Annotated in this window: 21 protein-coding genes and 2 riboswitches; of the genes, 1 reads left to right on the top strand and 20 read right to left on the bottom strand. The window is 30.7% G+C overall.

Annotated elements, in window-relative coordinates:
* Positions 1-28: 28 nt before the first annotated feature.
* A riboswitch (cobalamin riboswitch) is annotated at positions 29-212 on the bottom strand.
* A gap of 101 nt (positions 213-313) precedes the next feature.
* A complete protein-coding gene (locus CLPU_RS14070) occupies positions 314-913 on the bottom strand; it encodes a HEAT repeat domain-containing protein (protein ID WP_050356312.1) in 600 nt (199 codons plus the stop codon).
* Between the two features lie 214 nt (positions 914-1,127).
* Entirely contained in the window at positions 1,128-1,673 is a 546-nt protein-coding gene (locus tag CLPU_RS14065) for an imm11 family protein (protein ID WP_050356311.1), read from the bottom strand.
* A 257-nt stretch (positions 1,674-1,930) separates the two neighbouring features.
* Between CLPU_RS14065 and CLPU_RS14060 the strand changes: the two genes are divergently transcribed.
* Positions 1,931-2,845: a class I SAM-dependent methyltransferase gene (locus CLPU_RS14060; RefSeq protein ID WP_050356310.1), complete on the top strand. Its 915-nt coding sequence runs from the start codon at positions 1,931-1,933 to the stop codon at positions 2,843-2,845.
* A 127-nt stretch (positions 2,846-2,972) separates the two neighbouring features.
* Here the strand turns inward: CLPU_RS14060 and CLPU_RS14055 are convergent, their stop codons facing one another.
* From CLPU_RS14055 to CLPU_RS13975, 18 genes are all read right to left on the bottom strand, one after another.
* A complete protein-coding gene (locus CLPU_RS14055; protein WP_050356309.1) occupies positions 2,973-3,737 on the bottom strand; it encodes an SDR family NAD(P)-dependent oxidoreductase in 765 nt (254 codons plus the stop codon).
* A 252-nt stretch (positions 3,738-3,989) separates the two neighbouring features.
* Positions 3,990-4,730 carry a lysoplasmalogenase family protein gene (locus CLPU_RS14050; RefSeq protein ID WP_050356308.1) on the bottom strand — a complete coding sequence of 247 codons (741 nt, stop codon included), beginning with the start codon at positions 4,728-4,730 and terminating at the stop codon, positions 3,990-3,992.
* Positions 4,731-4,994: 264 nt separating this feature from the next.
* Positions 4,995-6,782: a GTP-binding protein gene (locus CLPU_RS14045; RefSeq protein ID WP_050356307.1), complete on the bottom strand. Its 1,788-nt coding sequence runs from the start codon at positions 6,780-6,782 to the stop codon at positions 4,995-4,997.
* Between the two features lie 16 nt (positions 6,783-6,798).
* Positions 6,799-7,599 (bottom strand): sulfate adenylyltransferase subunit CysD, encoded by an 801-nt coding sequence (gene cysD / locus CLPU_RS14040; protein WP_050356306.1) that lies wholly within the window; start codon positions 7,597-7,599, stop codon positions 6,799-6,801.
* Positions 7,600-7,610: 11 nt separating this feature from the next.
* Positions 7,611-8,408, bottom strand: a complete 798-nt coding sequence (locus tag CLPU_RS14035) for an ABC transporter permease (RefSeq protein ID WP_050356305.1) — start codon at positions 8,406-8,408, stop codon at positions 7,611-7,613.
* The gene (locus CLPU_RS14030) at positions 8,320-9,159 is read right to left on the bottom strand and encodes an ABC transporter ATP-binding protein (RefSeq protein WP_050356304.1); all 840 of its coding nucleotides are present in this window, start codon (positions 9,157-9,159) and stop codon (positions 8,320-8,322) included. The genes CLPU_RS14035 and CLPU_RS14030 overlap by 89 nt, the downstream gene beginning before the upstream one ends.
* A 51-nt stretch (positions 9,160-9,210) precedes the next feature.
* Positions 9,211-10,257 (bottom strand): aliphatic sulfonate ABC transporter substrate-binding protein, encoded by a 1,047-nt coding sequence (locus CLPU_RS14025; RefSeq protein WP_050356303.1) that lies wholly within the window; start codon positions 10,255-10,257, stop codon positions 9,211-9,213.
* Between the two features lie 26 nt (positions 10,258-10,283).
* Positions 10,284-10,598 (bottom strand): 4Fe-4S dicluster domain-containing protein, encoded by a 315-nt coding sequence (locus CLPU_RS14020; protein WP_050356302.1) that lies wholly within the window; start codon positions 10,596-10,598, stop codon positions 10,284-10,286.
* Complete coding sequence (locus CLPU_RS14015; RefSeq protein WP_050356301.1) at positions 10,579-12,270, bottom strand: adenylyl-sulfate reductase subunit alpha; 1,692 nt, start codon at positions 12,268-12,270, stop codon at positions 10,579-10,581. Before CLPU_RS14015 ends, CLPU_RS14020 begins: the two co-directional genes overlap by 20 nt.
* Positions 12,270-12,875 carry an adenylyl-sulfate kinase gene (gene cysC, locus CLPU_RS14010; protein WP_050356300.1) on the bottom strand — a complete coding sequence of 202 codons (606 nt, stop codon included), beginning with the start codon at positions 12,873-12,875 and terminating at the stop codon, positions 12,270-12,272. The genes CLPU_RS14015 and cysC overlap by 1 nt, the downstream gene beginning before the upstream one ends.
* Before the next feature lie 21 nt (positions 12,876-12,896).
* Positions 12,897-14,459 carry a nitrite/sulfite reductase gene (locus tag CLPU_RS14005; RefSeq protein WP_050356299.1) on the bottom strand — a complete coding sequence of 521 codons (1,563 nt, stop codon included), beginning with the start codon at positions 14,457-14,459 and terminating at the stop codon, positions 12,897-12,899.
* 249 nt (positions 14,460-14,708) lie between these two features.
* Positions 14,709-17,093 carry a homocysteine S-methyltransferase family protein gene (locus CLPU_RS14000; protein WP_235436190.1) on the bottom strand — a complete coding sequence of 795 codons (2,385 nt, stop codon included), beginning with the start codon at positions 17,091-17,093 and terminating at the stop codon, positions 14,709-14,711.
* Positions 17,062-17,751: a vitamin B12 dependent-methionine synthase activation domain-containing protein gene (locus CLPU_RS13995; RefSeq protein ID WP_050356297.1), complete on the bottom strand. Its 690-nt coding sequence runs from the start codon at positions 17,749-17,751 to the stop codon at positions 17,062-17,064. The genes CLPU_RS14000 and CLPU_RS13995 overlap by 32 nt, the downstream gene beginning before the upstream one ends.
* A 14-nt stretch (positions 17,752-17,765) precedes the next feature.
* Positions 17,766-18,656, bottom strand: coding sequence for a methylenetetrahydrofolate reductase [NAD(P)H] (gene metF / locus CLPU_RS13990; protein ID WP_050356296.1), 891 nt, complete (start codon positions 18,654-18,656; stop codon positions 17,766-17,768).
* A gap of 42 nt (positions 18,657-18,698) precedes the next feature.
* Positions 18,699-19,976 carry an O-acetylhomoserine aminocarboxypropyltransferase/cysteine synthase family protein gene (locus tag CLPU_RS13985; RefSeq protein WP_050356295.1) on the bottom strand — a complete coding sequence of 426 codons (1,278 nt, stop codon included), beginning with the start codon at positions 19,974-19,976 and terminating at the stop codon, positions 18,699-18,701.
* Positions 19,977-20,110: 134 nt separating this feature from the next.
* Positions 20,111-20,216, bottom strand: a riboswitch (SAM riboswitch).
* A gap of 217 nt (positions 20,217-20,433) precedes the next feature.
* Positions 20,434-20,583 (bottom strand): hypothetical protein, encoded by a 150-nt coding sequence (locus tag CLPU_RS17335; protein WP_157857738.1) that lies wholly within the window; start codon positions 20,581-20,583, stop codon positions 20,434-20,436.
* A gap of 176 nt (positions 20,584-20,759) precedes the next feature.
* Positions 20,760-21,062 (bottom strand): AzlD domain-containing protein, encoded by a 303-nt coding sequence (locus tag CLPU_RS13980; RefSeq protein ID WP_050356294.1) that lies wholly within the window; start codon positions 21,060-21,062, stop codon positions 20,760-20,762.
* Entirely contained in the window at positions 21,055-21,774 is a 720-nt protein-coding gene (locus CLPU_RS13975) for an AzlC family ABC transporter permease (protein WP_050356293.1), read from the bottom strand. Before CLPU_RS13975 ends, CLPU_RS13980 begins: the two co-directional genes overlap by 8 nt.
* Between the last annotated feature and the right edge of the window lie 170 nt (positions 21,775-21,944).

The following is a 21,944-nucleotide window of genomic DNA, read 5'->3' as shown; positions in this document are numbered from 1 at the left end:
TCTCTTAAGCCATTTACTTCCCTCCGAAGTGTAGCGCACATTTTAGGCAGGTCTCCTGACTCACGTGTCATCCTCCTCTTTCCTTCCCAGTGTAAAATGTACACCAGTGGTTATTAAAGATTTGTCTCCGTATACAGTAGCGGGGGCTGTAGTGGCATCTCACCACTTTCCCTATTAAACCCTTACATGGTACCCAAAACGAGAACAGTATTCACTTGTTACTTAATTATATTATTATTCGGAGTTTATTTCAAGGACAAGTCTTATGATTAATAATAAAAAAGTCCTCTGTAGTTAGTGCTATTTTTTATTATTAATTACTTTCGTCTTCCTGTTGTTTAAAGTATCCCATCTTTTTCAAAGCTTTTTTTGCTTCATTTCTTTTCCAAGCTTCCTTATGATCTATAAAAGGTTCAATATATTTAATTAGTTTAGGATCTTTATAGTATCCTAAAGCTATTATAACATGTCCATTTACTTCTTCATCATCTAATAGATCTATTAGTATAGGTATAGCTTTTTCACTTTTTATTCTGCCTATGCCAATTACAACCATTTGTCTTGCACTTCCATGTTTTTTATTTTTAACGATTTCTATATACTCGTCTTCAAATCTTTTATCTTGAATCATGAATAAAGAATCTCCAATTGCCCATTTATAATATCTATCATTACTAGAACTAAATTCTTTAATTAATGTTTCAGTTGCTTCTGTAAATCCTTTCACTCCTAATGCTCTTACTATACCTTCTTTATAGTTACTTCCCTCAAACTTATCAAGGTATTTTAATAATATTGGTACTACCTCTTTATGACACGTCCTTAATCTTCCTATGTCATTAAAATCAGAGATCTCTGGAATTTTTTCTTGTAATTCTAAAACAAACTCATCACATAGCTGATCATCATTCATAGAATATTCTCCTTCGTCTTATAAAACTATTATTAATTCATATAGATACTCTTTTATATACCATTTTATCAGCTTTAATTGGATTTTTGATAATAATATTATCTAATATATTTTTTATATTTTTTATTATAAATTCAAATATGATTGCCTAATTATAACTAATAACACTTCTTATAAAAAAGACGAATACCTATAAAGATATTCGTCAAGATAATTATTCTTCTTCAGAATCCCATACTAAATCAAATTTAAACCCTGTTAATCCACTTTCTAGAACTTTTTCTCTAAATTTATCAGAAACGAATACCTTGCTCTTTGGTTCATCAACTATTTTGAATATGTTATTCCCCTTAACACATTCTTCTTTAAATACATATTTTTCAAATCTCATTATCTTCTTACTATCTTCAAATGTCTTGTATTCTGATTTTTCATAGTCTATACAGTTTAAAACTTTTATTACATTTATAGCGTGAAACTCACCTTCTTCACACCTTAATTCAAGTGCTTCTATACTATCATCTATTAAGTCTTTTAATATATTTAGAGCCTTATAATTAAATATAGGTATTGCAGGGTGAATAAATCCTGGAGCATCACTTAAAAACTCTTCTTCTTCCATTCTAGTTACAGATAACAGTTCCCAAGTATCTTTCTTCTTTGTGCCATCAAATTCAAGAAGTATTAAACAATCTTCTTCTTTTGTTACTTTCATCATATCATATTTTTCAAGTTCAAAATTAAGATGCCATATCCTCAATTTAATCATCTCCCGTATAAATAAAAAATTTCAGATAACTATTATAAGCCATCTGAAATGATATTTTAAATTTATTGTAATAAGAAAATTTCATTATTCAAATTTTTGCACTTATTTCCATATATATCACATTAAAATTATATTGAAATTAATCTGCTATAGTGATATAATTATCGAACGGTATTTAGACATATATTATATCATATTTTATGTCAAATGTCAATAACTTTTTATTTAATTTTAAAGGAGGATTTTAAATGGATAATAATAAAGCAAGTACAACTGCAATAATGTGTGCATTTTCTCGTGCATATCATTCAATGTATGACAGTCCAAAAATATTTGATGATTTTCTTGCACATCATATGCTTACAGAAGAAGAATTCTGTGGTATCTCAAAACATATGGCTAATGGTATTAATTTTTTCAATCCAGAACAGGCTCACTTATATCCTGACCAGGAATCAGCATTAAAATGGGTAATACAGTCACAGATTGCACCTACTACCTTAGCTAGAAGTAAATATACTGAGGATATGTTGGAAAATGCTATCAGGTTAGGAGTAGAGCAATATGTTATCCTTGGTTCTGGCTTAGATACTTTTGCATTTAGAAAACCCGAATTATTAAATCATATAAAAGTTTTTGAGATCGATCATCCTTCTACTCAGGCTCTTAAACTTGAACGAATAAAAAACTTAGGTTGGAACATTAGCCCTAATCTTAACTTTATACCTGTTGACTTTTCAAAAGATAGTTTTGAAAAAGCTCTTCTTAAATCATCTTATAGTCAACACAAACGAAGTTTTTTTAGTTGGCTTGGAGTAACTTACTATTTAACTAAAGATGAAATATTGAACGTACTTAAAACTATTGTTAATATATCCCCTAAAGGCAGCTCCATAGTCTTTGATTATCCTAATACTAACATATTCAATCCTCTTAATACAACTAATCGTGTTCGTAATATGGTAGAACTTGCTCGTAGTAGTGGAGAGCCTATGAAAACAGGATTTGAATATTCAGAACTTGAATCTGAATTAGAAAAAATAGGACTTCTTATTTACGAACATCTAACTCCTGAAGATATACAAGATAGATACTTCAAAGAAAGAACTGACTATTATTCTGCATTTGAAGATATTAATTATGCATTAGCAGTTGTTCAATAATAAAAATAAAGGGCTATATGTTGTTTATAGCCCTTTATTTTATAAATATATGTTAATAATATTTTTTATCATGATTTATGTATTGTATTAACAACTTAAAATATTAAATATTTGGATTTACACTGATTTACACTGATGTCCAACCACCATCTACAAATATTGTTTGTCCAGTAGTATAGCTTGATGCGTCAGAAGCAAGATATATAAGTGCTCCATCAAGTTCACCTTGTCTACCCATTCTTCCCATTGGACATCTAGATTTAACAAGTTGCTCAAAAAATTCATTGCCTATTAATTCAGCTGTCATTTCAGATTCAAAACATCCAGGTCCTATAGCATTTACTGTTATATTATACGGTGCCCATTCTGCTGATAATGCTCTAGTAAAGTTAACTACTGCACCTTTAGACGCACAATACGCAGTATTAGTTCCGCCTAAACTTCCTACATGACCATTTATAGATGCTGTGTTAATAACCTTACCATATTTATTCTTAATCATTGTCTTTCCAACTTCTCGTGCAAAAAGAAATACACCAGTAAGATTTGTTTGAATAACTTTATTCCATAGTTCAAGAGAGTGTTCTTCAACTTTTTCAACTACTGAAATACCTGCATTATTAACAAGGATATCTATAGTTCCATACTCATTTACTATTTTTTTAACTGCATTAATTATATCTTGTTCGTTAGTTACATCACATTTTACAGCTAAACACTTTCTACCCATTGAAGTAATTTCTTTAGAAAGAGATTCTAGTTTTTCTAGTCTTCTTGCTACAATTGCAACATCAGCTCCCTGTCTAGCTAATGCTTTTGCAAATTGTACTCCTAATCCAGATGAAGCTCCTGTAACAATAGCTATCTTTCCAGTTAAATCAAATAAATTCATAATTTACACTCCCCTTTAAGAATTGTTTTTGAATTTATAATTATGATCATTATTATTTACTGGCTTGAATTTGTAATGTAAATAATATTTATCCACATTATACCATTTATTTTAGTATTTAAGCTGTTATCTTTTTATATTTTAAGTATATACACAACAAAAAAAGCTCAATATATTTTCTACAGCTAGTTAATACTAGTAAAAACATTTGAGCTTTTAACTATTTTGATGTTTTTCTATAATATGAACTTATTAAATCTTTAAATTTCTTTTTTTGTTAAAATCGTATCCACTTAAAGAAAGTAAAACTTGAGAAGGTATATAAAAAATCCATATTAGTAGAAATGAAGTATTGTGTAATAATTTACCAAAGTCCCCTGAAACATTTATGAATCTATTTATATTAAATAAACCTACATTTATATCACATAAAAGAAACAATATCATGCCATAGGCTATCATATACTTATTTGGATATGGATATAAGTTATTCTTACAAGCTTTTATTCCTCTTACAACACTATCTATCAGACATATAGAATAAAACAAAGCTACTGCAAATAAAACATCAATTTTTATAACAAAAAAGTTAACTATCAAATAAATAACCATGACAACTAAGAATACAATCATGAATCTTACTAGTATTGGATGAAATTCATCAACTTTATATCTAATAGAATAAAATATTTGAACCATACAAAAAAGAGATACTCCTAAAATAAAATCATCAATAATAATAAGACATAAGTCTGCAAGAATAGTAATAAAAAATCCAGCCTTAAGTAAAAATAAGTCTCTTGGATTAAGAGAATCTTCTCCTGTTAGAAGCGTTATAAAAAAACATAGTATTATAGCTATAAATTTAATAACGTCTGATGATATAAAAGTCCTTACATTAAAAAAATCTATATATAAAAACGAAATATATAGTATAGAAATTATTACTAATAAAATTTTGAGAGCTAATGATTTATAACCTATACTTGTCACTTTTATCACCATACAATATACAAAATTTTTTCACTTTCTCTAATTCTCTGTTCTTATATTATTCCAAGTCACTTTCTTTTATGCATTATTAAAAGAACTGTTAATATTAATAATTAAATGTTTTATTAGAATTATCGTATGATAAAAGTGATTTAACTGTGAATACTTTACCACTTTTAATATTTTTTGCTACAATATGATTTATCTAAAAATATATAAAAGCCTTAGAATCATCGAGCCAATGATTCAAAGGCTTTTATTAAATTAAAGTATAATCCCTAAAAGCGCTTTAGCTTTTTCTCCACTATCAAAATTAGGATCATCTATATATAATGATATGAATGGATCTCTCGATCTTTCATTTAGATCTATTAACTTTTCTCCTGGTGCTATTCTTTCTATACATACTTCATCTGGTGCTTCCACATATACTTCTATGAAATTTTCTTTTCCAACTTGAGATTTTATATATTCTTTTTCTTCCCTTAAAAGATAGTTTGATGTAACTATGACTATATTTCCTACTTCTTGAAGTATACTTGCTACTTTAGTTACTTCCCTTATACCTTCACTATCATCTTTACTTTCTGCAACTTGGTTATAGTCTAAATAGTACACATTCTTTCCACTATCAAATAATTCTTTTTCTAGATTTACAGCTATTTCTCTTTTACCACATCCAGCTTTTCCTGTTAACCATATAACTTTACTTGCAGTTCCTAGTCTTTCTTCTCTATCTTTTCTCGTCACGAGTCTAGGTCTTATAGAGAGTACTTTTCCATCCTCTGATTTAAATTTCTTCTCAACTTCAAAGCTACTTCCTCTTGTTATGATTCCTCCACCACTAACATCTAAGTCATCTACAAGAACAAATCTTCCTGTACTTTGAATATTTTTAAATTCATCTAGTGCTATTGGCTCTTTTGTTTTTATAGTTATTTCAGCAACATCATTTTTCTTTACTCTTTCACCATTTTCAATAGTCTCTAAAGTAGAAGCATCTATAACTTTATCTATTTTAGCTATTTCACATTCTATCTCTAACGTAGAAAGTTTTAATTTATATTTTTTCCCTTTTTCTAAGTCGTTTTTCCCTAACCAAAATAGGTTTCCACCAAATGTATCAGTTACTACTGGTATATCATCTTTATGAGATATTATCTCTCCCCTTTTATAGAAGAATTCATCCTCTACTATTATTCCAACTGACATACCTGCACTTACTTCTTCTTTTTTATCTTTCTCTACCCAATATTCTATTGACTTTACTTTAGTAGTCTTATTACTTGGTAATATAACTATCTCATCACCAACTTTTAAGCTACCTGATTCTATTCTCCCTGCTATTATTCTTCTATGATCAAATTTATATATATCTTGTATAGGGAATCTTAAAGATTTTTCTTCTAATCCTTTTTCCTTTTCTAAGCTATCTATTGCATCTAATATACTTTCTCCATTATACCAAGGCATTTTTTCTGATTTTTCAGCTATGTTATCCCCATAAAAAGCTGATACTGGTATATATTTTATAGGATAAACTCCTAATGTATTTAAGAATCTATCAAAGTCTTTTCTTACTTCACTATATCTTTCTTCTGAATAATCTACTAAGTCCATTTTATTTACTGCTACGTATACTTTCTGAATACCTAAAAGAGATAGTATATATCCATGTCTTTTAGATTGTTCTTGTATACCCTCATTTGCATCTACCATTAAAATAGCTGCTTCTGCACTAGCTGCACCTGATATCATATTTTTTAAAAACTCCTTATGTCCTGGTGCATCTATTATTACGTAATCTCTTTTATCAGTTTTAAATTGAAGTCTTGTCGTATCTATAGTTATACCTTGTTTTTGTTCTTCTTCAAATGCATCTAATAGATATGCATACTCAAAATCTTTTCCTTTTTCTTTAGAAATTCTTTTTACCTTTTCTATAGCCCCTTGAGGCAATGAGTCTGTATCAAATAAAAGTCTTCCTATAAGTGTAGACTTCCCATGGTCTACGTGTCCAACTACAACTATATTTAAACTCTCTCTGTTCATCTAGTGCTACCCCCTTTTACATATATCCTTCTTTTCTTAGTTTTTCCATAGCATGTGCATCTTCTTGATCTTGAGCTCTTCCTGATCTTTCTGTTTCTTGAGTGTTTTTTAATTCCTCTATTATCTCATCTAAATTAGATGCATTTGACTCTATCGGATTTGTACAAGGAGCACAGCCTAAACTTCTATATCTCTTTCCATTTTTAGAGAAGTATAAGTCTATTATTGGTATATTCTCTCTTTTGATATACTCCCAGATATCTATTTCATTCCAATGTAGTATAGGATGAACCCTAATGTGATTTCCTTTTTTAAAGTCTGTTTTAAATTGATCCCAAAGCTCTGGTGGTTGATCTGCATAGTTCCATTCTGAGTCACTATTTCTCTCACTAAATACTCTTTCTTTAGATCTTGAACCTTCTTCATCTCTTCTTATTCCTAATATAAGTCCTTCAAATTCATAATTTGTAACCACTTGCTGAAGACCATCTGTTTTAAGAGCTTTACAGCAAACAAGCCTACCTTCATGTGGTCCCATTCCATTTTTTATAGCTTCTTCATTTGTATTAACTATTAGATCTAAGTTTAATTCTTTTGCTAGTCTATCTCTATATTCAATCATTTCTGGAATCTTATATTTAGTATCTACATGTATTAATGGGAAAGGGCAATGTCCATAGAAAGCTTTCTGAGCTAACCATAACATTACTGTAGAATCCTTTCCTATAGACCATAACATTCCTAATTTTCCTAACTTTTTATAAGCTTCTCTTAATATATAAATACTTTGTGCCTCTAATTTGTCTAAATGATCCATTCTAAATCCCCCTATCTGTTTGCTTCTAGTCCCCATCTTTGTCTTATACTTGCTTCAATTTTTCCAAAGACAGCTTTATCTAATAATAAACCCAATGCTATTATAATTAACATAACTGCCACCACTTGACCTATATCTGCAAGGTCTCTACCTACCATAAGTACATGACCTAGCCCCTTTGTTGCAGAAATCATTTCTCCTGAAATTAAGGCTCTCCATGCAAATGACCAACCTTGTTTAAGTCCTGATACTATAGTAGGAAGTGCAGCTGGAAGTGTAACATTAAAATATAGTTTCATTCCTTTAGCACCCATTGTTCTAGCTGCTTTTGTATATAAAGGTTGAATATTCTTTATAGCTGATTCTGTAGCTATGGAAATAGCGAACATAGACCCCATAGCAATTACAAATATAATAGACTCTTCACTTATTCCATACCAAAGAATAGCGAATGGTATCCAGCACACACTAGGTAATGTTTGTAAACCTAGTATTAAAGGTGTTAGGTTTTCATCTATATATTTATATCTAACTATAACTAATCCTAGTGCTAATCCTACAACTAGTGATATTGCATATCCTATTAAAAGTCTTTTCATACTAGTAAGTACTGCTATCCAGAGTATTTTTTCTTCCATCAATACATATATGCTTTTCAACACATTAAGAGGTGATGGAAAAGAATATGCTTTCCATACTTTAAATACATCTACACCTAACCTATAAACCAGCTCCCATATTATTATCAGTAGAATATAGAACGCTATCTTTTTCAATATTCCAGTCATTGTCATATTCTGATTTCGCAACCTTCTCCACCTCCTCTTTAAGCTCTTTCATAACTTCTGTAGCTACATATGCTAAATCTATACTGTCTGCTCTTCTTGGTCTAGCAAGTTCTATTTTAAATTCTCTTTTTACTCTACCTGGATTGGCTGACATAACAATTACCTTATCTGCAAGTAAAACAGCCTCTTCCACATTATGAGTAACGAATATTATAGTCTTTTTAGTTTCCCACCATATCTTCTGTACCTCTGCTTGTAAGATACTTTTAGTTTGACTGTCTAATGCCGCAAATGGTTCATCCATCAATAACACTTCTGAATCAAGTGTTAATGCTCTTGCAAGAGCTACCCTTTGTCTCATACCTCCTGATAGCTCATGTATAAATGAATTTTGAAACTTAGTTAAATGAACCATCTTTAGATAGTGAAGTGCTTTTTCTCGTCTTTCTTCCTTTGGAACTCCTGCTATTTTCATACCAAATTCAACATTATCTATAACTCTTAGCCAAGGAAATAATGCTGATTCTTGAAACATTACAGCTCTATCAACCCCTACTCCCTCTATTTCTTTTCCATTTAAATATACCTTTCCTTCTGTAGGAGTTTCCAATCCGGCTACTATATTTAGTAGCGTTGATTTCCCACAACCAGATGGCCCAAGTAAGCATATAAACTCTCCTTTCTCAAAAGAAAGATCTACGTTACTTAGTGTATGGGTTTCTTTATGTTTCGAATAAAACTTCTTACTAACCCCTTTTATAATTAGCCCCAATTTAAACACCTCTTTCTATAACTATCTATATGTTTGCATCTTAAAACATCCCTATTTTACTGATTCTAAGCCCTTTTCTTTCAACACTTTATTCAGTATATCTAAACTAAACAGATTAGATAAGTCAGGTTTTTCACGTAAAAATCCTGTTTCGCGTGACAAATCTACAATATCTAATATTGATTGTTTCTCTGGATCATTTGTTATAACTAACCTTTTAAATGATTCATCTAAAACATCTTGTGGTAATGATTTTTTAGTTAAGTTGTGTAATTCTTTGTTCACAACCTCTTTAGCCTCTTCTTTATGAGTATTTATATAGTCTGTTAAAGAAACATGTGCTTCTAAGAATTTCTCAACTATTTCTGGGTTCTTATTAATAAAGTCTTTTCTTGCAACAATAACAGCTGATGAGTATTTCCCGTCTCTCCATGTTTTATCATGTTCAAGCACTACTTTAGCACCAACTTCTTTTACAAGCTTAGATCCCCAAGGCTCTGGAACAAATGCAGCATCTATTTGCTTATTATCTATTAACGTCTTAATATCTGGATTTGGTGCTTGAACTACTTCTACAGTTCCTCCCCTTGTAGTATCTTTAAGTCCATTTTCTTTAAGTAGTCCTCTTAAGCATAAATCTTGAGTATTTCCATACTGTGGTATTGCTACTTTCTTTCCATTTAAATCTTTTACTCCCTTTATATTAATATCTTTTCTAGATATTAATATAGCTCCTGAGTTAGTAGCACCTGATATTATTTGAATATCTCCATTTGATGCTGAATATCCATTCACTGCTGGACCTGGTCCTATATATCCAATATCAAGTTCATTTGCAAGAAGTGATTCTATCTCTGCTGGTCCTGCATTAAATTGTTTCCACTCTATCTTTACATCTTTTCCTATATTGTTTTGAAAATCTCCATTTGCTTTTCCAAGCAAAGCTTGTGAGTGTGTTACATTAGGAAAGAATCCTACTCTTATAGAATCTGCTTTTCCAGTTGAAGTTTCAGATTCTTTTTTACCTGAACATCCTACTAATAATGCTCCTGTTAATAGTGCTAAGGAAATATACCTTAATACTTTTTTAGCCCTCATTTTTAGCCCCCTCTTATATTTTTTACTTAATATTTATTTGATTCTTTTTTATTTATAGTTATGACCCTTTTCTCTCCATCTTTATTTACTATGTGCCAGTATAAGTAGTCTTTATCTTTCTCAGTATAAAGATAGCCACCTTTTCCACCTATATCAGCACCTAAATAATAATTTATAGCCCCTACACCACATTCTTTCAAACATGCTGTACATCCCCAACAATCTCTAGGATATTTTATAAATGCTTTTTTATTTTTGTCTTTATATATTAGATTTCCAGGACATACATCTGTACATTTTCCACAAGAAACACACTTATCCTTATCTATTCTTATGCTCATATAAATCGTCCCTTCCAATTAGATCTCTATATATTATGTCTACTTTCCCATCTGAATACTTGGAATTAATATATTTTTTAAAGTTGTCATCATCCTTATTAGGATGGTCTAAATTTTCCTGATAGCATTTCCACCTAGTTTCTTTTCTAGCTTTAAGATGATGTATAAGAACCTTACATACTAAAAGTCTATCTAATAGTTCATATATAAATAGAAGTTCATGTAGATCATTAGCCTTAAGCTTTCTAGATATAGTTATAAGTTCATCTATCTTTTCAAGTGCTATATTAAGTTTATTTTTGTTATATCCATATTTACTAGAAATTCCACCAGCATATTCATCCATAACTTTTTGCATGGCTTCTTCTAATTCTTCTACTGAATAAAAGTCATCACTATTATTTAAGAATAATTCCAATTCACTCTTCTTTTTTTCTATTTCTGTATCTGATATATTTTCTATACTAACATTTTCAATGTATTTTAAAGCATCTATTCCAGCTAGTTCTCCTTCTACAAAGCAACCTGTAACATATTTTTTAGGGCTTCCACCTGCAACATCACCTGCTGCATAAAGTCCCTTTAATGTAGTTCTTCTATTTACATCAACCCAATATCCACTTGCTGTATGACCACCAACTATATATGGTTCTGTTCCTTCAATTTCTATATTCTCTTGTGAAGGTCCTGTGTTGTTCTCTATCCACTTTAAAGTTTGAGATGGGGCCATATTTAAATAAGCTTTAAAAAGTTGATCCTCTGTTTTTTTCATTATTCCTTTAGTCTTTAAATAACAAGGGCCACTTCCATTTTGATTTTCCATTATAGTTGCAAATATTCTCATCGGAGTAGTAGGTTTTCCATAGCTAAAAACGTATCTTTCTCCATATGAGTTCACCTGAGGCGTTTTTACTCCTTGTGCAACTGTTCCTGTTGGAGCAATAGTATCTTTACATCTTAGAGCTATAAATCTCATTTCAAATGATGTCATTTCAGCTCCTGCTCTTATTCCCATTGCATATCCTGCACCTGTATTAAAAGGGCTATACCACATTTTATGTCTTGAAAATCCTGGATTATTTGGTTTGTATAATCCGGCTGCCCCTCCAGTTGCACAGATAACTGCTTTAGCTTTTATCACAAGAAACACATTATCATCTAACGAAAATCCATATGCTCCTATTATCTTTTCATCTTTAACTATATAGTCTATGATGTTTACTCTATTAAGTATCGTTATATTTTTATGTTGTTCTACTGCACTTGCTAATATTGGCTTTATGTTTTCTCCATTTATTTTTATACTTCTTTTTCCCCTAGATACATAGTTTCCTTCTTCATCTTTTAATATAGGAAGACCTAGTTTCTCAATCTTTTCCGTAACCTTATTTAGCTTTTCTGCTATTGTATATACTAAATCTTCTCTTATAATTTCATCAAATTCCTCTTTAACATAATCAACAAATGAATTAGGTGTTTCTCCAGCTGTAATATATGCATTTAGAGCGTTTACTCCAGCTGCTAAGCATCCACTTCTTTTTATGTTAGACTTTTCCACTATGAGAACCTTAGCATTACTATTTTCTCCTATTGTAAGTGCGGAAAAGCAACCAGCAGTTCCGCCACCTATTATCAATATATCTGTCTCTATTTTTCTTGTCTCAAGTTTCACTATATCACCTTCTTATGAGAAACTAAATATTCTAATATCTTTTCTATACACTCATCTATACTAAGTTCACTTGTATCAACAGTAATCTCTGGATTTTCTGGCTCTTCATAGGGAGAATCTATTCCTGTAAAGTTTTTTATCTTTCCATCTCTAGCTTTTTTATAAAGCTCTTTTGGATCTCTATTTTCGCACACTTCTAAAGGACATTTTATATATACTTCTATAAAATCTTCATTTAGAAGTTTTCTAACTTGTTCTCTATCTTCTCTTAATGGAGAAATAAAAGTAGCTAGTGTAATGATTCCTGTATCTACAAATAGCTTTGAAAGTTCCCCTATTCTTCTTATATTTTCTTTTCTATCTTCTATAGTGAATCCTAGATCTCCATTAAGTCCATGTCTTACATTATCTCCATCTAATATATAAGTAAGTTTTTCTTTTTCATATAGCTTATTTTGAAGTGCATTAGCTACAGTAGATTTTCCTGAACCAGATAAACCTGTAAACCATATAAGTACTCCTTTTTGTTTTAACAAGTTTTCTCTATCGTCTCTTGATACACTCAACTTATGCCATACTACATTTTCTGATTTTAACTCTCCCACAAAAACTCCCCCTATATATTCTTATACTGAATATTTGCTAATTAGTTCTTTCAAATCCTCTATTCTATCATCTACCAACTTTTCAAAGTCTTCATATCCTAAATCCTTCTTTAAATTAGCTACATCATATAAGAATTCTGGTACTTTTGAGCCTATGATATCTCCATAGCGCTCTGCTAATGTTGCTACTCCAGCTCCAACTTTTCCTCCGAAATAAACTGAATATATAGGGACTACTTCTCCATCTATTTTCTTTATTTTACCTGAAAATGATATGATTCCCCTTTGGTGTTGACCACATGAGCTAGGACATCCTGAAATAAACACTCTTGGTAGCTGTGACTTGATATTATCATCAACATCTTTAAATCTATCAATAATACTTTTAAGTAAAGTTTGCGATGAATTCACCCCAACTCTACAAGTATCTGCTCCCACGCATGATATAGAGTTATCTATGTCATAAGTAGATACAAAGTCTTTTACTATGTTTAAAAGTTTCTCAGCATCTTCGCCATTTAAATCTCTTATATAAAATCCTTGAGTTGGACTTAATCTTATAGATACTTCATATTCTAGCTTATCAATAAAATCTATTATCTTATTCAAATTACTAGTACTTATATTTCCTCTCTTAGGATGTATATATATCGAATATAATCCTTCTATTTTATTTTCACTTACTATGTTACTATCTATTTTTTTACTTTTTCTCCAAGGTTTTTCTTCTTGCTTTTCTTCTATATTTAATTCTAGATTATCTAGTTTTCTAGCTTCTTCTAAATATCTATTAAATCTATCTTTAAATTCTTCTTCTCCTAATCTATGAACAATATGTCTTACTCTAGCCTTATGTCTATTTTCTCTATCTCCTTCTTCGTAAAAAAACTGTTTCATAGCTTCTACATAGTATAAAACATCCTTAGGTTCTATTGAGTCTTCAAGCTTAAGTGACATTCTTGGTCCACTACCAAATCCACCTCCACCATATACCTCAAATAGTTTCTTACCATTTTCTATCTTAGCTACAAATCCTAAATCAGCAAATGTAGCACTTCCTGTATCTTTCTCATTATTTGAGTAAGCTATTTTGAATTTTCTAGGAAACTTACAACTATTCTCATCTTTTACTACATAGTTAGTAGTTTCCATAGCATATTGTGTAACGTCAAAAGCTTCATCTTTTTCTACCCCTGAAAGTGGTGAACAAGCTACATTCCTAGCAGTGTTCCCTCCTGTTCCTACTGTATATACATTTACAGGTATAAGTTCTTTCATTATTTTTATAGTATTTTCTATTGTCACTTTATGAAATTGTATATCTTGCCTAGTTGTGAATCTAAACTCTCCATGTGAATATTTATCTGCTACTTCACTTACTTTTTTTAATTGTTTTAGTGTAATAATTCCTCCTGGCGTTCTAGGTCTTACCATATAGGTAGTTCCACTTCTTTCTTGATAAACTCCTGTAACTGCTCCGAAGCTTTTAAATGGTACTTCTTTTTCACCTTTTTCTTGGTACTCTTTAACTTTAGCTTCATAATTTTCTATATAGGACTTTGTATACTCTGGTGCTTTAAACATTTTTAACCTCCTTAAAATTGATTGTATAAACCCATTAAATTATAGGACACTATTATTGACTTTGGCTAGCCAATATACAATAACTCTTAAATATATGCTACTTTTTTATATTTAATTATAAGATATACTTTCTATTATATTTATATATCCTAATCTGTTTACTAGGTTTTAATCTATTATATAACTTATTTTTCTACATGACTAGAATAATTTTGAAAAGATGACAATTATTCTAGTCATATAAGTATATTAATCTTCTATTCCAAAAAATCTATTTGCTATTTTAACACTCTCTCTAGCATCCCTTGCATACATATCAGCCCCTACTAATTCTGTATACTCTTCGTTAAGTACTGCTCCACCTACCATTACACTACATTCTATTCCTTCTTTTCTTAAAGCTGTTATTGTATCCCCCATATTTTTAACAGTTGTGGTCATAAGTGCACTTAGTCCTACAAGCTTAACATCATTTTCTTTAGTAACTCTCACAACTTCCTCTATTGGAACATCTTTTCCCAAATCTATTACATCAAATCCATAGTTTTCAAGTAGCATTTTCACTATATTTTTACCTATATCGTGTATGTCCCCTTTAACTGTAGCAACAACTATTTTTCCTTTAGAAACTGTATTTTCACTATTAGTTATTAGATGCTCTTTTATAACTTCAAAGGCATTTTTAACTGCTTCCGCTGATTGAATTAGCTGAGGCAAAAATATTTTTCCCTTTTCAAATCTTTCTCCTACCAAATCTAGTGCAGGAATAAAGTAATTATCTATAATTTCCATAGGTTTCTTTTCTTTTAAAAGTTCTTTTACTTTAGGTGCCGATTCTTCTTTTCTACCTTCTGTTATAATATCTTTTAAATCTTTTTCTGTTTTTGTAGTTCCTTGTATTGATTGCTTATTTTCAACATTACCATATTGCTCTATATAATATTTTGACTCTTTATCTTCGTTATTTAGCACTCTAAAAGAATGTACCATTTTCATAGCTTCTTCAGAAAGTGGGTTTAGAATAGGTGCATCAAGTCCTGCTCCAAATGCTGCTGCTAAATAAGTACTATTTAATATTTCTCTATTTGGAAGACCAAATGAAACATTACTTACTCCTAGAACAGTTTTAAGTCCAAGTCTTTGTTTAACTAATTTTATAGTTTTTAAAGTCTCCATGACTTGATCCTGTTGAGCAGAAGCAGTAAGCACTAAGCAGTCTATAAGTACATCCTCTTTAGATATTCCAAACTCTTGAGCTCTTTTAAATATTTTTTCTGCTATCTTAAATCTTCCTTCCGCTGTATCAGGAATTCCATCTTCATCTAATGTAAGACCTACTATTAAAGCTCCATATTTCTTTACTGTTGGAAATACTTCATTCATAACCTCTTCTTTACCGTTTACAGAGTTTATCATAGGTTTTCCGTTATACCTTCTTACAGCTGCCTCTATTACTTTTGGATCTGAACTATCTATCTGTAATGGTAAATTTACAACACCTTGTACTTCACGAACAACCTTTTTACTCATTTCAACTTCATCTATTTCTGGTAACCCAACATTAATGTCAAGAACATCTGATCCTGCATTAGTCTGATCTATTGCTTCGCCTATTATATAGTCTAGGTTTCCAGTTCTTAAAGCTTCTTTTAATCTTTTCTTTCCTGTAGGATTGATTCTTTCTCCTATAACAGTAGTCTTATTATCAAGTATTACTGTCTTTGATCCTGAAGTAGTAGCAGTTATTATTTGTGGATCAACTTTTACCGGATTTAGATTATCTAATGTACTTCTAACTTCTTTTATAAAGTCAGGATTAGTTCCGCAACATCCTCCAAATATTCTAGCTCCACTTTCTGCTATATCTTTTATGTATCCTGCAAATTCTTCAGGATTTACATCAAAAACAGTCTCACCATCTCTTATCTTTGGAAGACCTGCGTTTGGTTGTATCATCACTGGAATTTTTGCATACTTCAGCATTTCATCAACAATAGGCTTAAGTTCTTTAGGTCCTAACGAACAATTGACTCCTAGCGCATCTACACCTAACCCTTGTAAAACTACTGTAGCAGTTAATGGATCAGTTCCAACAAATGTTCTTCCATCATCTTGAAAAGTTAACGTACAAAATACAGGTAGATTACTATTTTCTTTAGCTGCTAATACAGCAGCCTTAGCCTCGTATATGTCAGCTATTGTTTCTATTAGTATAATATCTGCACCAGCCTCAGCCCCTGCAACTACCTGTCTTTTAAATATTTCATAAGCTTCTTCAAAGCTTGTTGTCCCCATAGGTTCCATTAATTGCCCTAATGGGCCTATATCTAATGCTACATATTTTGGATTTGCTTCTTTAGCTATTTCTACCGCTGCCTTTATTATTTCTTCCACAGTATATGGACAATCTTTAAGCTTTAATTCATTTGCTTGAAAAGTATTTGTACTTATAACGTCACACCCAGCTTTTATATAGCTCTCATGAATACTTTTTATAAAATCTCTTTTAGTTATATTGTATACTTCAGGAAGCTCTCCTGTTTTAAGACCTAATTTTTGGAGCATAGTTCCCATAGCACCATCAAATAATAAAAAGTTTGATTTAATTAGTTCTGTAACTCCCACAACTGACACCGTCCCTTCTATATAAGCAATTATGAAACTTGCTACAATACTCGCAACCTTTTTTTACTACTATCTCGCTATTTTTATCAACAAAGCCTATTATAGCAGTGACAGACTTTCTCGGTAGTAATATACAGCTTTCTGTAGTAGTAAGACCTATTATTTTATTGGCATTTAGTATATTTATTATATTTTGTTGGATATCAATAGAGAGGTCACCATATCCAGGACTATATCTGTAGTTAGTTATGAATCCTTCTTTCATGGCTATCTTTTTAATTTCTTCTTCTGCTTCATCACATACTTTTTCTATACAATCCGTTCCACAAGAATCTAGTATCAGCGCCTTAGTCATATTAAATCTCTCTAATATTCTGACCTTATTGTCAAAAACAACCCCTAATGTCGCTGCCATTATAGCACACTTTTTAGCATCTTTAAGGTGCTCATATATGTCATTTCCTTTTAATGTTAAACTAGTTCCTAGTACATTTATTTCTTTTTTAGATTCATTTGGCTCTATCTCAAATATTTTATATGTGTATAAAGACTTTGACATAGCTTTGGCTTCGTCTATACAATCATCAATAAGATTATTCAAATCTTTATCTATTTCTTGATCTTTATATCCTAGATATCTTAAAACTTCCTCTCTATTGATATTCACACTATCAACTCCTACTAAATACTTTGTTTCAATAATTGTTCTTTTAAGCTCTCTATTCTTCTAACATTTTCTCTAGCTATTTCAGGTTGATTCATTGTATATATATGAACTCCATCTATTCCATTTCTTATAAGATCATCAATTTGTCTTGCAGCATGTTCTATACCTGCTTTCTTTAAACTTTCCGAATCTCCTTCATATTTATTTAATATTTTTATAATTCTTGAAGGTAATGAAGCTCCACACATAAAAATCATTTTTTCAACTTGACTCCTACTTAATATCGGCATAACCCCTGCAACTATTGGTACGTTTATTGAGTGTTTTTCTGCTTTTTCTAAGAATTTGTAAAATATATCATTATCAAAGAAAAGTTGAGTAATTAAAAACTCTGCTCCTGCATCGACTTTTTCTTTCAAGTGAATCAAACTATCATTTAACTTATCACACTCTATATGTCCTTCAGGATAAGCAGCAGCCCCTATACAAAATCCTCCAATTTCTTTTATATCTTTAATAAGATCCTTAGCATAACTATAATCTCTATCATCTTCCAGTTCAAATCCTTCTGGGATGTCCCCTCTTAAAGCCAATATATTTTCAATATTATGTTTTTTCAAGTCTTCTATAACTGCCTTTGTTTTTACTTTATCTGAAGTTATACAAGTGAGATGTGCCAAAGCCTCTATTCCATATTTGTTCTTCACTAAAGAAGCTATCTCAAGTGTCTTATCGCTACTTCCTACTCCCCCTGCTCCATAAGTCACACTTATATAATCTGGATTTAAATCTCTTAAGTCTTGTATAGTTTCATATACTGTGTCTATGTCATAATCTCTCTTTGGAGGAAATATCTCAAACGAGACAATAGGCTTCTTTTTATCATACAAATCCTTTATGAACATACATTTCACACTCCTTAAGTTCGTTATACCCCTTTTATAAATCTATATATTTTCGAGACTTTTACCTAAGTCTTCTATTAAATCATCAACATTTTCTATTCCTATAGATATTCTTATAAGCTCAGGACTAACACCTGCTGTTCTTTGTTCTTCCTCAGTTAGCTGTTGATGAGTAGTTGATGCTGGATGTATTATAAGTGACTTCGCATCTCCTACATTTGCTAAGTGAGAAAATATTTCAACTGATTCTATAAGTTTCTTACCTGCTTCATATCCACCTTTCACTCCGAAAGTAAATATAGCTCCAGAACCTTTTGGAAGATATTTATTTGATAATTCATGATATTTATTTGATTTAAGTCCTGGGTATTTTACCCACTCAACTTTAGGATGATTTTCTAAATACTCTGCAATCTTCTGAGCATTTAAAACATGTCTTTCTACTCTAAGAGATAATGTCTCTAATCCTAATATTAACAAGAACGAATTAAATGGTGATATACAAGCTCCTACATCTCTTAATAGAGTAGTTCTTAATCTAGCTATATATGCTGCTTCTCCAAATGCTTCTGAGAAAGAAAGTCCATGATAACTTGGTTCTGGATCTATTAGTTCTGGAAATTTTCCATTATTCCAATCAAATTTACCTGAATCAACTACTACTCCACCTATTGAAGTACCATGTCCCCCTATAAACTTAGTTGCAGAATGTACTACTATATCAGCTCCGTACTCTATAGGTCTACATAGATAAGGTGTTGCAAATGTATTATCTACTATTAAAGGTACATTGTTCTTATGAGCTATTTCTGCTGCTTTTTCAATGTCAACAACATTTATATCTGGATTCCCTATAGTTTCTATAAATACTGCCTTTGTTTTATCATTTATAGCTGCATCTAATTCTTCAAATTTATCAGGATGTACAAATTTTACTTTTATTCCAAAGTTCTTAAATGTATGTGCAAATAATGTGTACGTTCCACCGTAAAGTGTTGATACTGATACTATTTCTTCTCCTGTTTTAGCTATATTAAGAATCGCATAACTTATTGCTGCCATTCCTGATGCTGTAGCAACAGCTCCTACTCCGCCTTCAAGTTCAGCAATTCTTTTTTCAAATACATCAGTAGTTGGATTTGTAATTCTTGTATATATATTTCCTGCTTTTTTTAACCCGAATAAATCTGCCGCATCTTGTGCATCTTCAAATACATACGAAGTTGTTTGATATATAGGTACTGCTCTTGATTTTGTATCTGAGTCAACTAATTGTCCTCCATGAACTTGAATTGTTTCAAAATGTAATTTGTCTCCCATATTTGATTCCTCCATTTTCATATTATTTTGAATTTTCTAAATACTCTTATTTCTTCGTTCAACTGATTCATCTGCAAACTAACTAAAAAAACCTTCCTGCTAGATAAAACAGGAAGGTTTGAGTTCGTTCTCTGATCTTATCTTTCAGGATATACCTGCTGGATTTAGCACCTTCAAGGAAGTTTCCTTTGGGTTGCCGGGTTTCTCAGGGCCAGTTCCCTCCACCACTCTCGATAAGAGTTATATTAAATTACGTTTCTTTGTTAGGAATGATTATATCAACTGTGTATAAATATGTCAACATTTATTTATAAGTTTTTTCAGGATTAACAAAGGCTTTTGAATTTTATCTCTATTTACCACGCTTATTGATAGCATTTATCACTTTTATATAATTTTTAATTATGCAATAAAGTGAATTTATTTAATTAGTTACTTTGACTAATGTTGTCATAAATTATATATCAGTAATTTTATCTTTATTAAGACAAGTTATTATATTGATACCATTGTTAGTAATTCTTCCTAAGTTTTGGGGAGTAACAGGAGTTTGGATTAGTACACCTATATCAGATTTAATATCTTCTTTAATAACTATAGGTATCATGTTCAAATATCTAAAATTTTCAGATGTCAGTAGTTTATCGAAATCATAGCAACTAAATATTATTTAAAATACAAAAGCTTGTTGTATAACAGTTATAAATATCAAAATTAACATAGTTATCAACAAGCTTCTTAACTTTAATTAGAGCTATAGTTATAAGTTAGTTTCTAGTAATATTATATATACAATACTAAAAAAGTAGCCACTATAGAAGTTATAATAGGAAGTATTATTCCACCTTTATACCACGAAGCTATAGCAGCAGCTATAAATCCTACTACTGATGCCATAGGAACTTCTGGAGTTGCTGTAAATGCCCCTGGGATTGTTAATGCTCCTATTGCAGCAAATGGTACAAAGTTCAAAAATCTGTTAACCCAGTCTGGCATATTTCCTTTAGTCTTAAATAGAAATGGTGATAATCTAGGTATACCTGTAGCAATTATCATTCCTATAATTATTATCTTTGTATTACTCATCATCATTCACTCCTGAATTATTATCGTCCTTAAATAAAGAAGCTCCTATTGCTGAAGATATAACTATTGATAATATAAGTCCCCATCCTTGTGGTAAAAAATTAAAATAAGTAAACAGAGTATTTAAAATAGCAGACAATGCTACTAGAATTGCTATTTTATAATTCTTTTTAAATTGTGGAACTAGAATAGATACAAACATAGCATATAAAGCCATACCCATACTGTCTATCAAAATTTTAGGAAGTAGTCCTCCTGCTATATATCCAATTAACGTTCCAATTACCCAAGAAGAATAAGACGTAATTTGGAGAGGTATTACATAATCTTTTTTTATTTCTTTTTCTCTGAAAGAAATTATTGAAAATGTTTCATCTGTTAAAGTATGTCCTATAAACAAATTCCATTTTCCTAACTTTTCATTTAGTCTATTAACAAACGAAGCACTTATAAGAAAGAATCTAAAATTTATAAGTAATGTAGTAAAGATTATTTCTCCAGCTCCAATACCTGATATCATTAGATTTATGGCCATAAATTGACCTGCACCTGCATATACAAAGGCACTCATCAACATAGCATCTATAAAAGATACGCTTGAACTTTTTGCTAAGATTCCAAAAGTTATAGATATAGAGAGATACCCTATAACTATAGGAACAGAGCTAATAAGTCCTTCCTTAATATCTTTATTTTTAAGGATGTTTTTCACAAGCATTCCTCCTTATATATTAGTATATCTATAGTTGATCTATTTCTAATAATCAAAAGCTATTTTATTCTTAAAACTATTCTATGTCAGTGAACTACTCCCACTTATAGAAGTAGAAGCTTCTAAAAGGTTTGGTGTTTAAGTTTCCTCCTAAGATTTTAGGATACCCT

This window comes from Gottschalkia purinilytica (genome assembly GCF_001190785.1).
GTDB lineage: Bacteria > Bacillota > Clostridia > Tissierellales > Gottschalkiaceae > Gottschalkia_A > Gottschalkia_A purinilytica.
This window is presented reverse-complemented; position numbering and strand designations above follow the sequence as displayed.

Coding starts and splice junctions, on each gene's coding strand:
- CLPU_RS14070 (WP_050356312.1), bottom strand. CDS start 913: ATGAATGATGATCAGCTATGTGATGAGTTTGTTTTAGAATTACAAGAA.
- CLPU_RS14060 (WP_050356310.1), top strand. CDS start 1,931: ATGGATAATAATAAAGCAAGTACAACTGCAATAATGTGTGCATTTTCT.
- CLPU_RS14055 (WP_050356309.1), bottom strand. CDS start 3,737: ATGAATTTATTTGATTTAACTGGAAAGATAGCTATTGTTACAGGAGCT.
- CLPU_RS14045 (WP_050356307.1), bottom strand. CDS start 6,782: ATGAACAGAGAGAGTTTAAATATAGTTGTAGTTGGACACGTAGACCAT.
- cysD (WP_050356306.1), bottom strand. CDS start 7,599: ATGGATCATTTAGACAAATTAGAGGCACAAAGTATTTATATATTAAGA.
- CLPU_RS14025 (WP_050356303.1), bottom strand. CDS start 10,257: ATGAGGGCTAAAAAAGTATTAAGGTATATTTCCTTAGCACTATTAACA.
- CLPU_RS14020 (WP_050356302.1), bottom strand. CDS start 10,598: ATGAGCATAAGAATAGATAAGGATAAGTGTGTTTCTTGTGGAAAATGT.
- CLPU_RS14005 (WP_050356299.1), bottom strand. CDS start 14,459: ATGTTTAAAGCACCAGAGTATACAAAGTCCTATATAGAAAATTATGAA.
- metF (WP_050356296.1), bottom strand. CDS start 18,656: ATGTTCATAAAGGATTTGTATGATAAAAAGAAGCCTATTGTCTCGTTT.
- CLPU_RS13985 (WP_050356295.1), bottom strand. CDS start 19,976: ATGGGAGACAAATTACATTTTGAAACAATTCAAGTTCATGGAGGACAA.
- CLPU_RS17335 (WP_157857738.1), bottom strand. CDS start 20,583: ATGATACCTATAGTTATTAAAGAAGATATTAAATCTGATATAGGTGTA.
- CLPU_RS13980 (WP_050356294.1), bottom strand. CDS start 21,062: ATGAGTAATACAAAGATAATAATTATAGGAATGATAATTGCTACAGGT.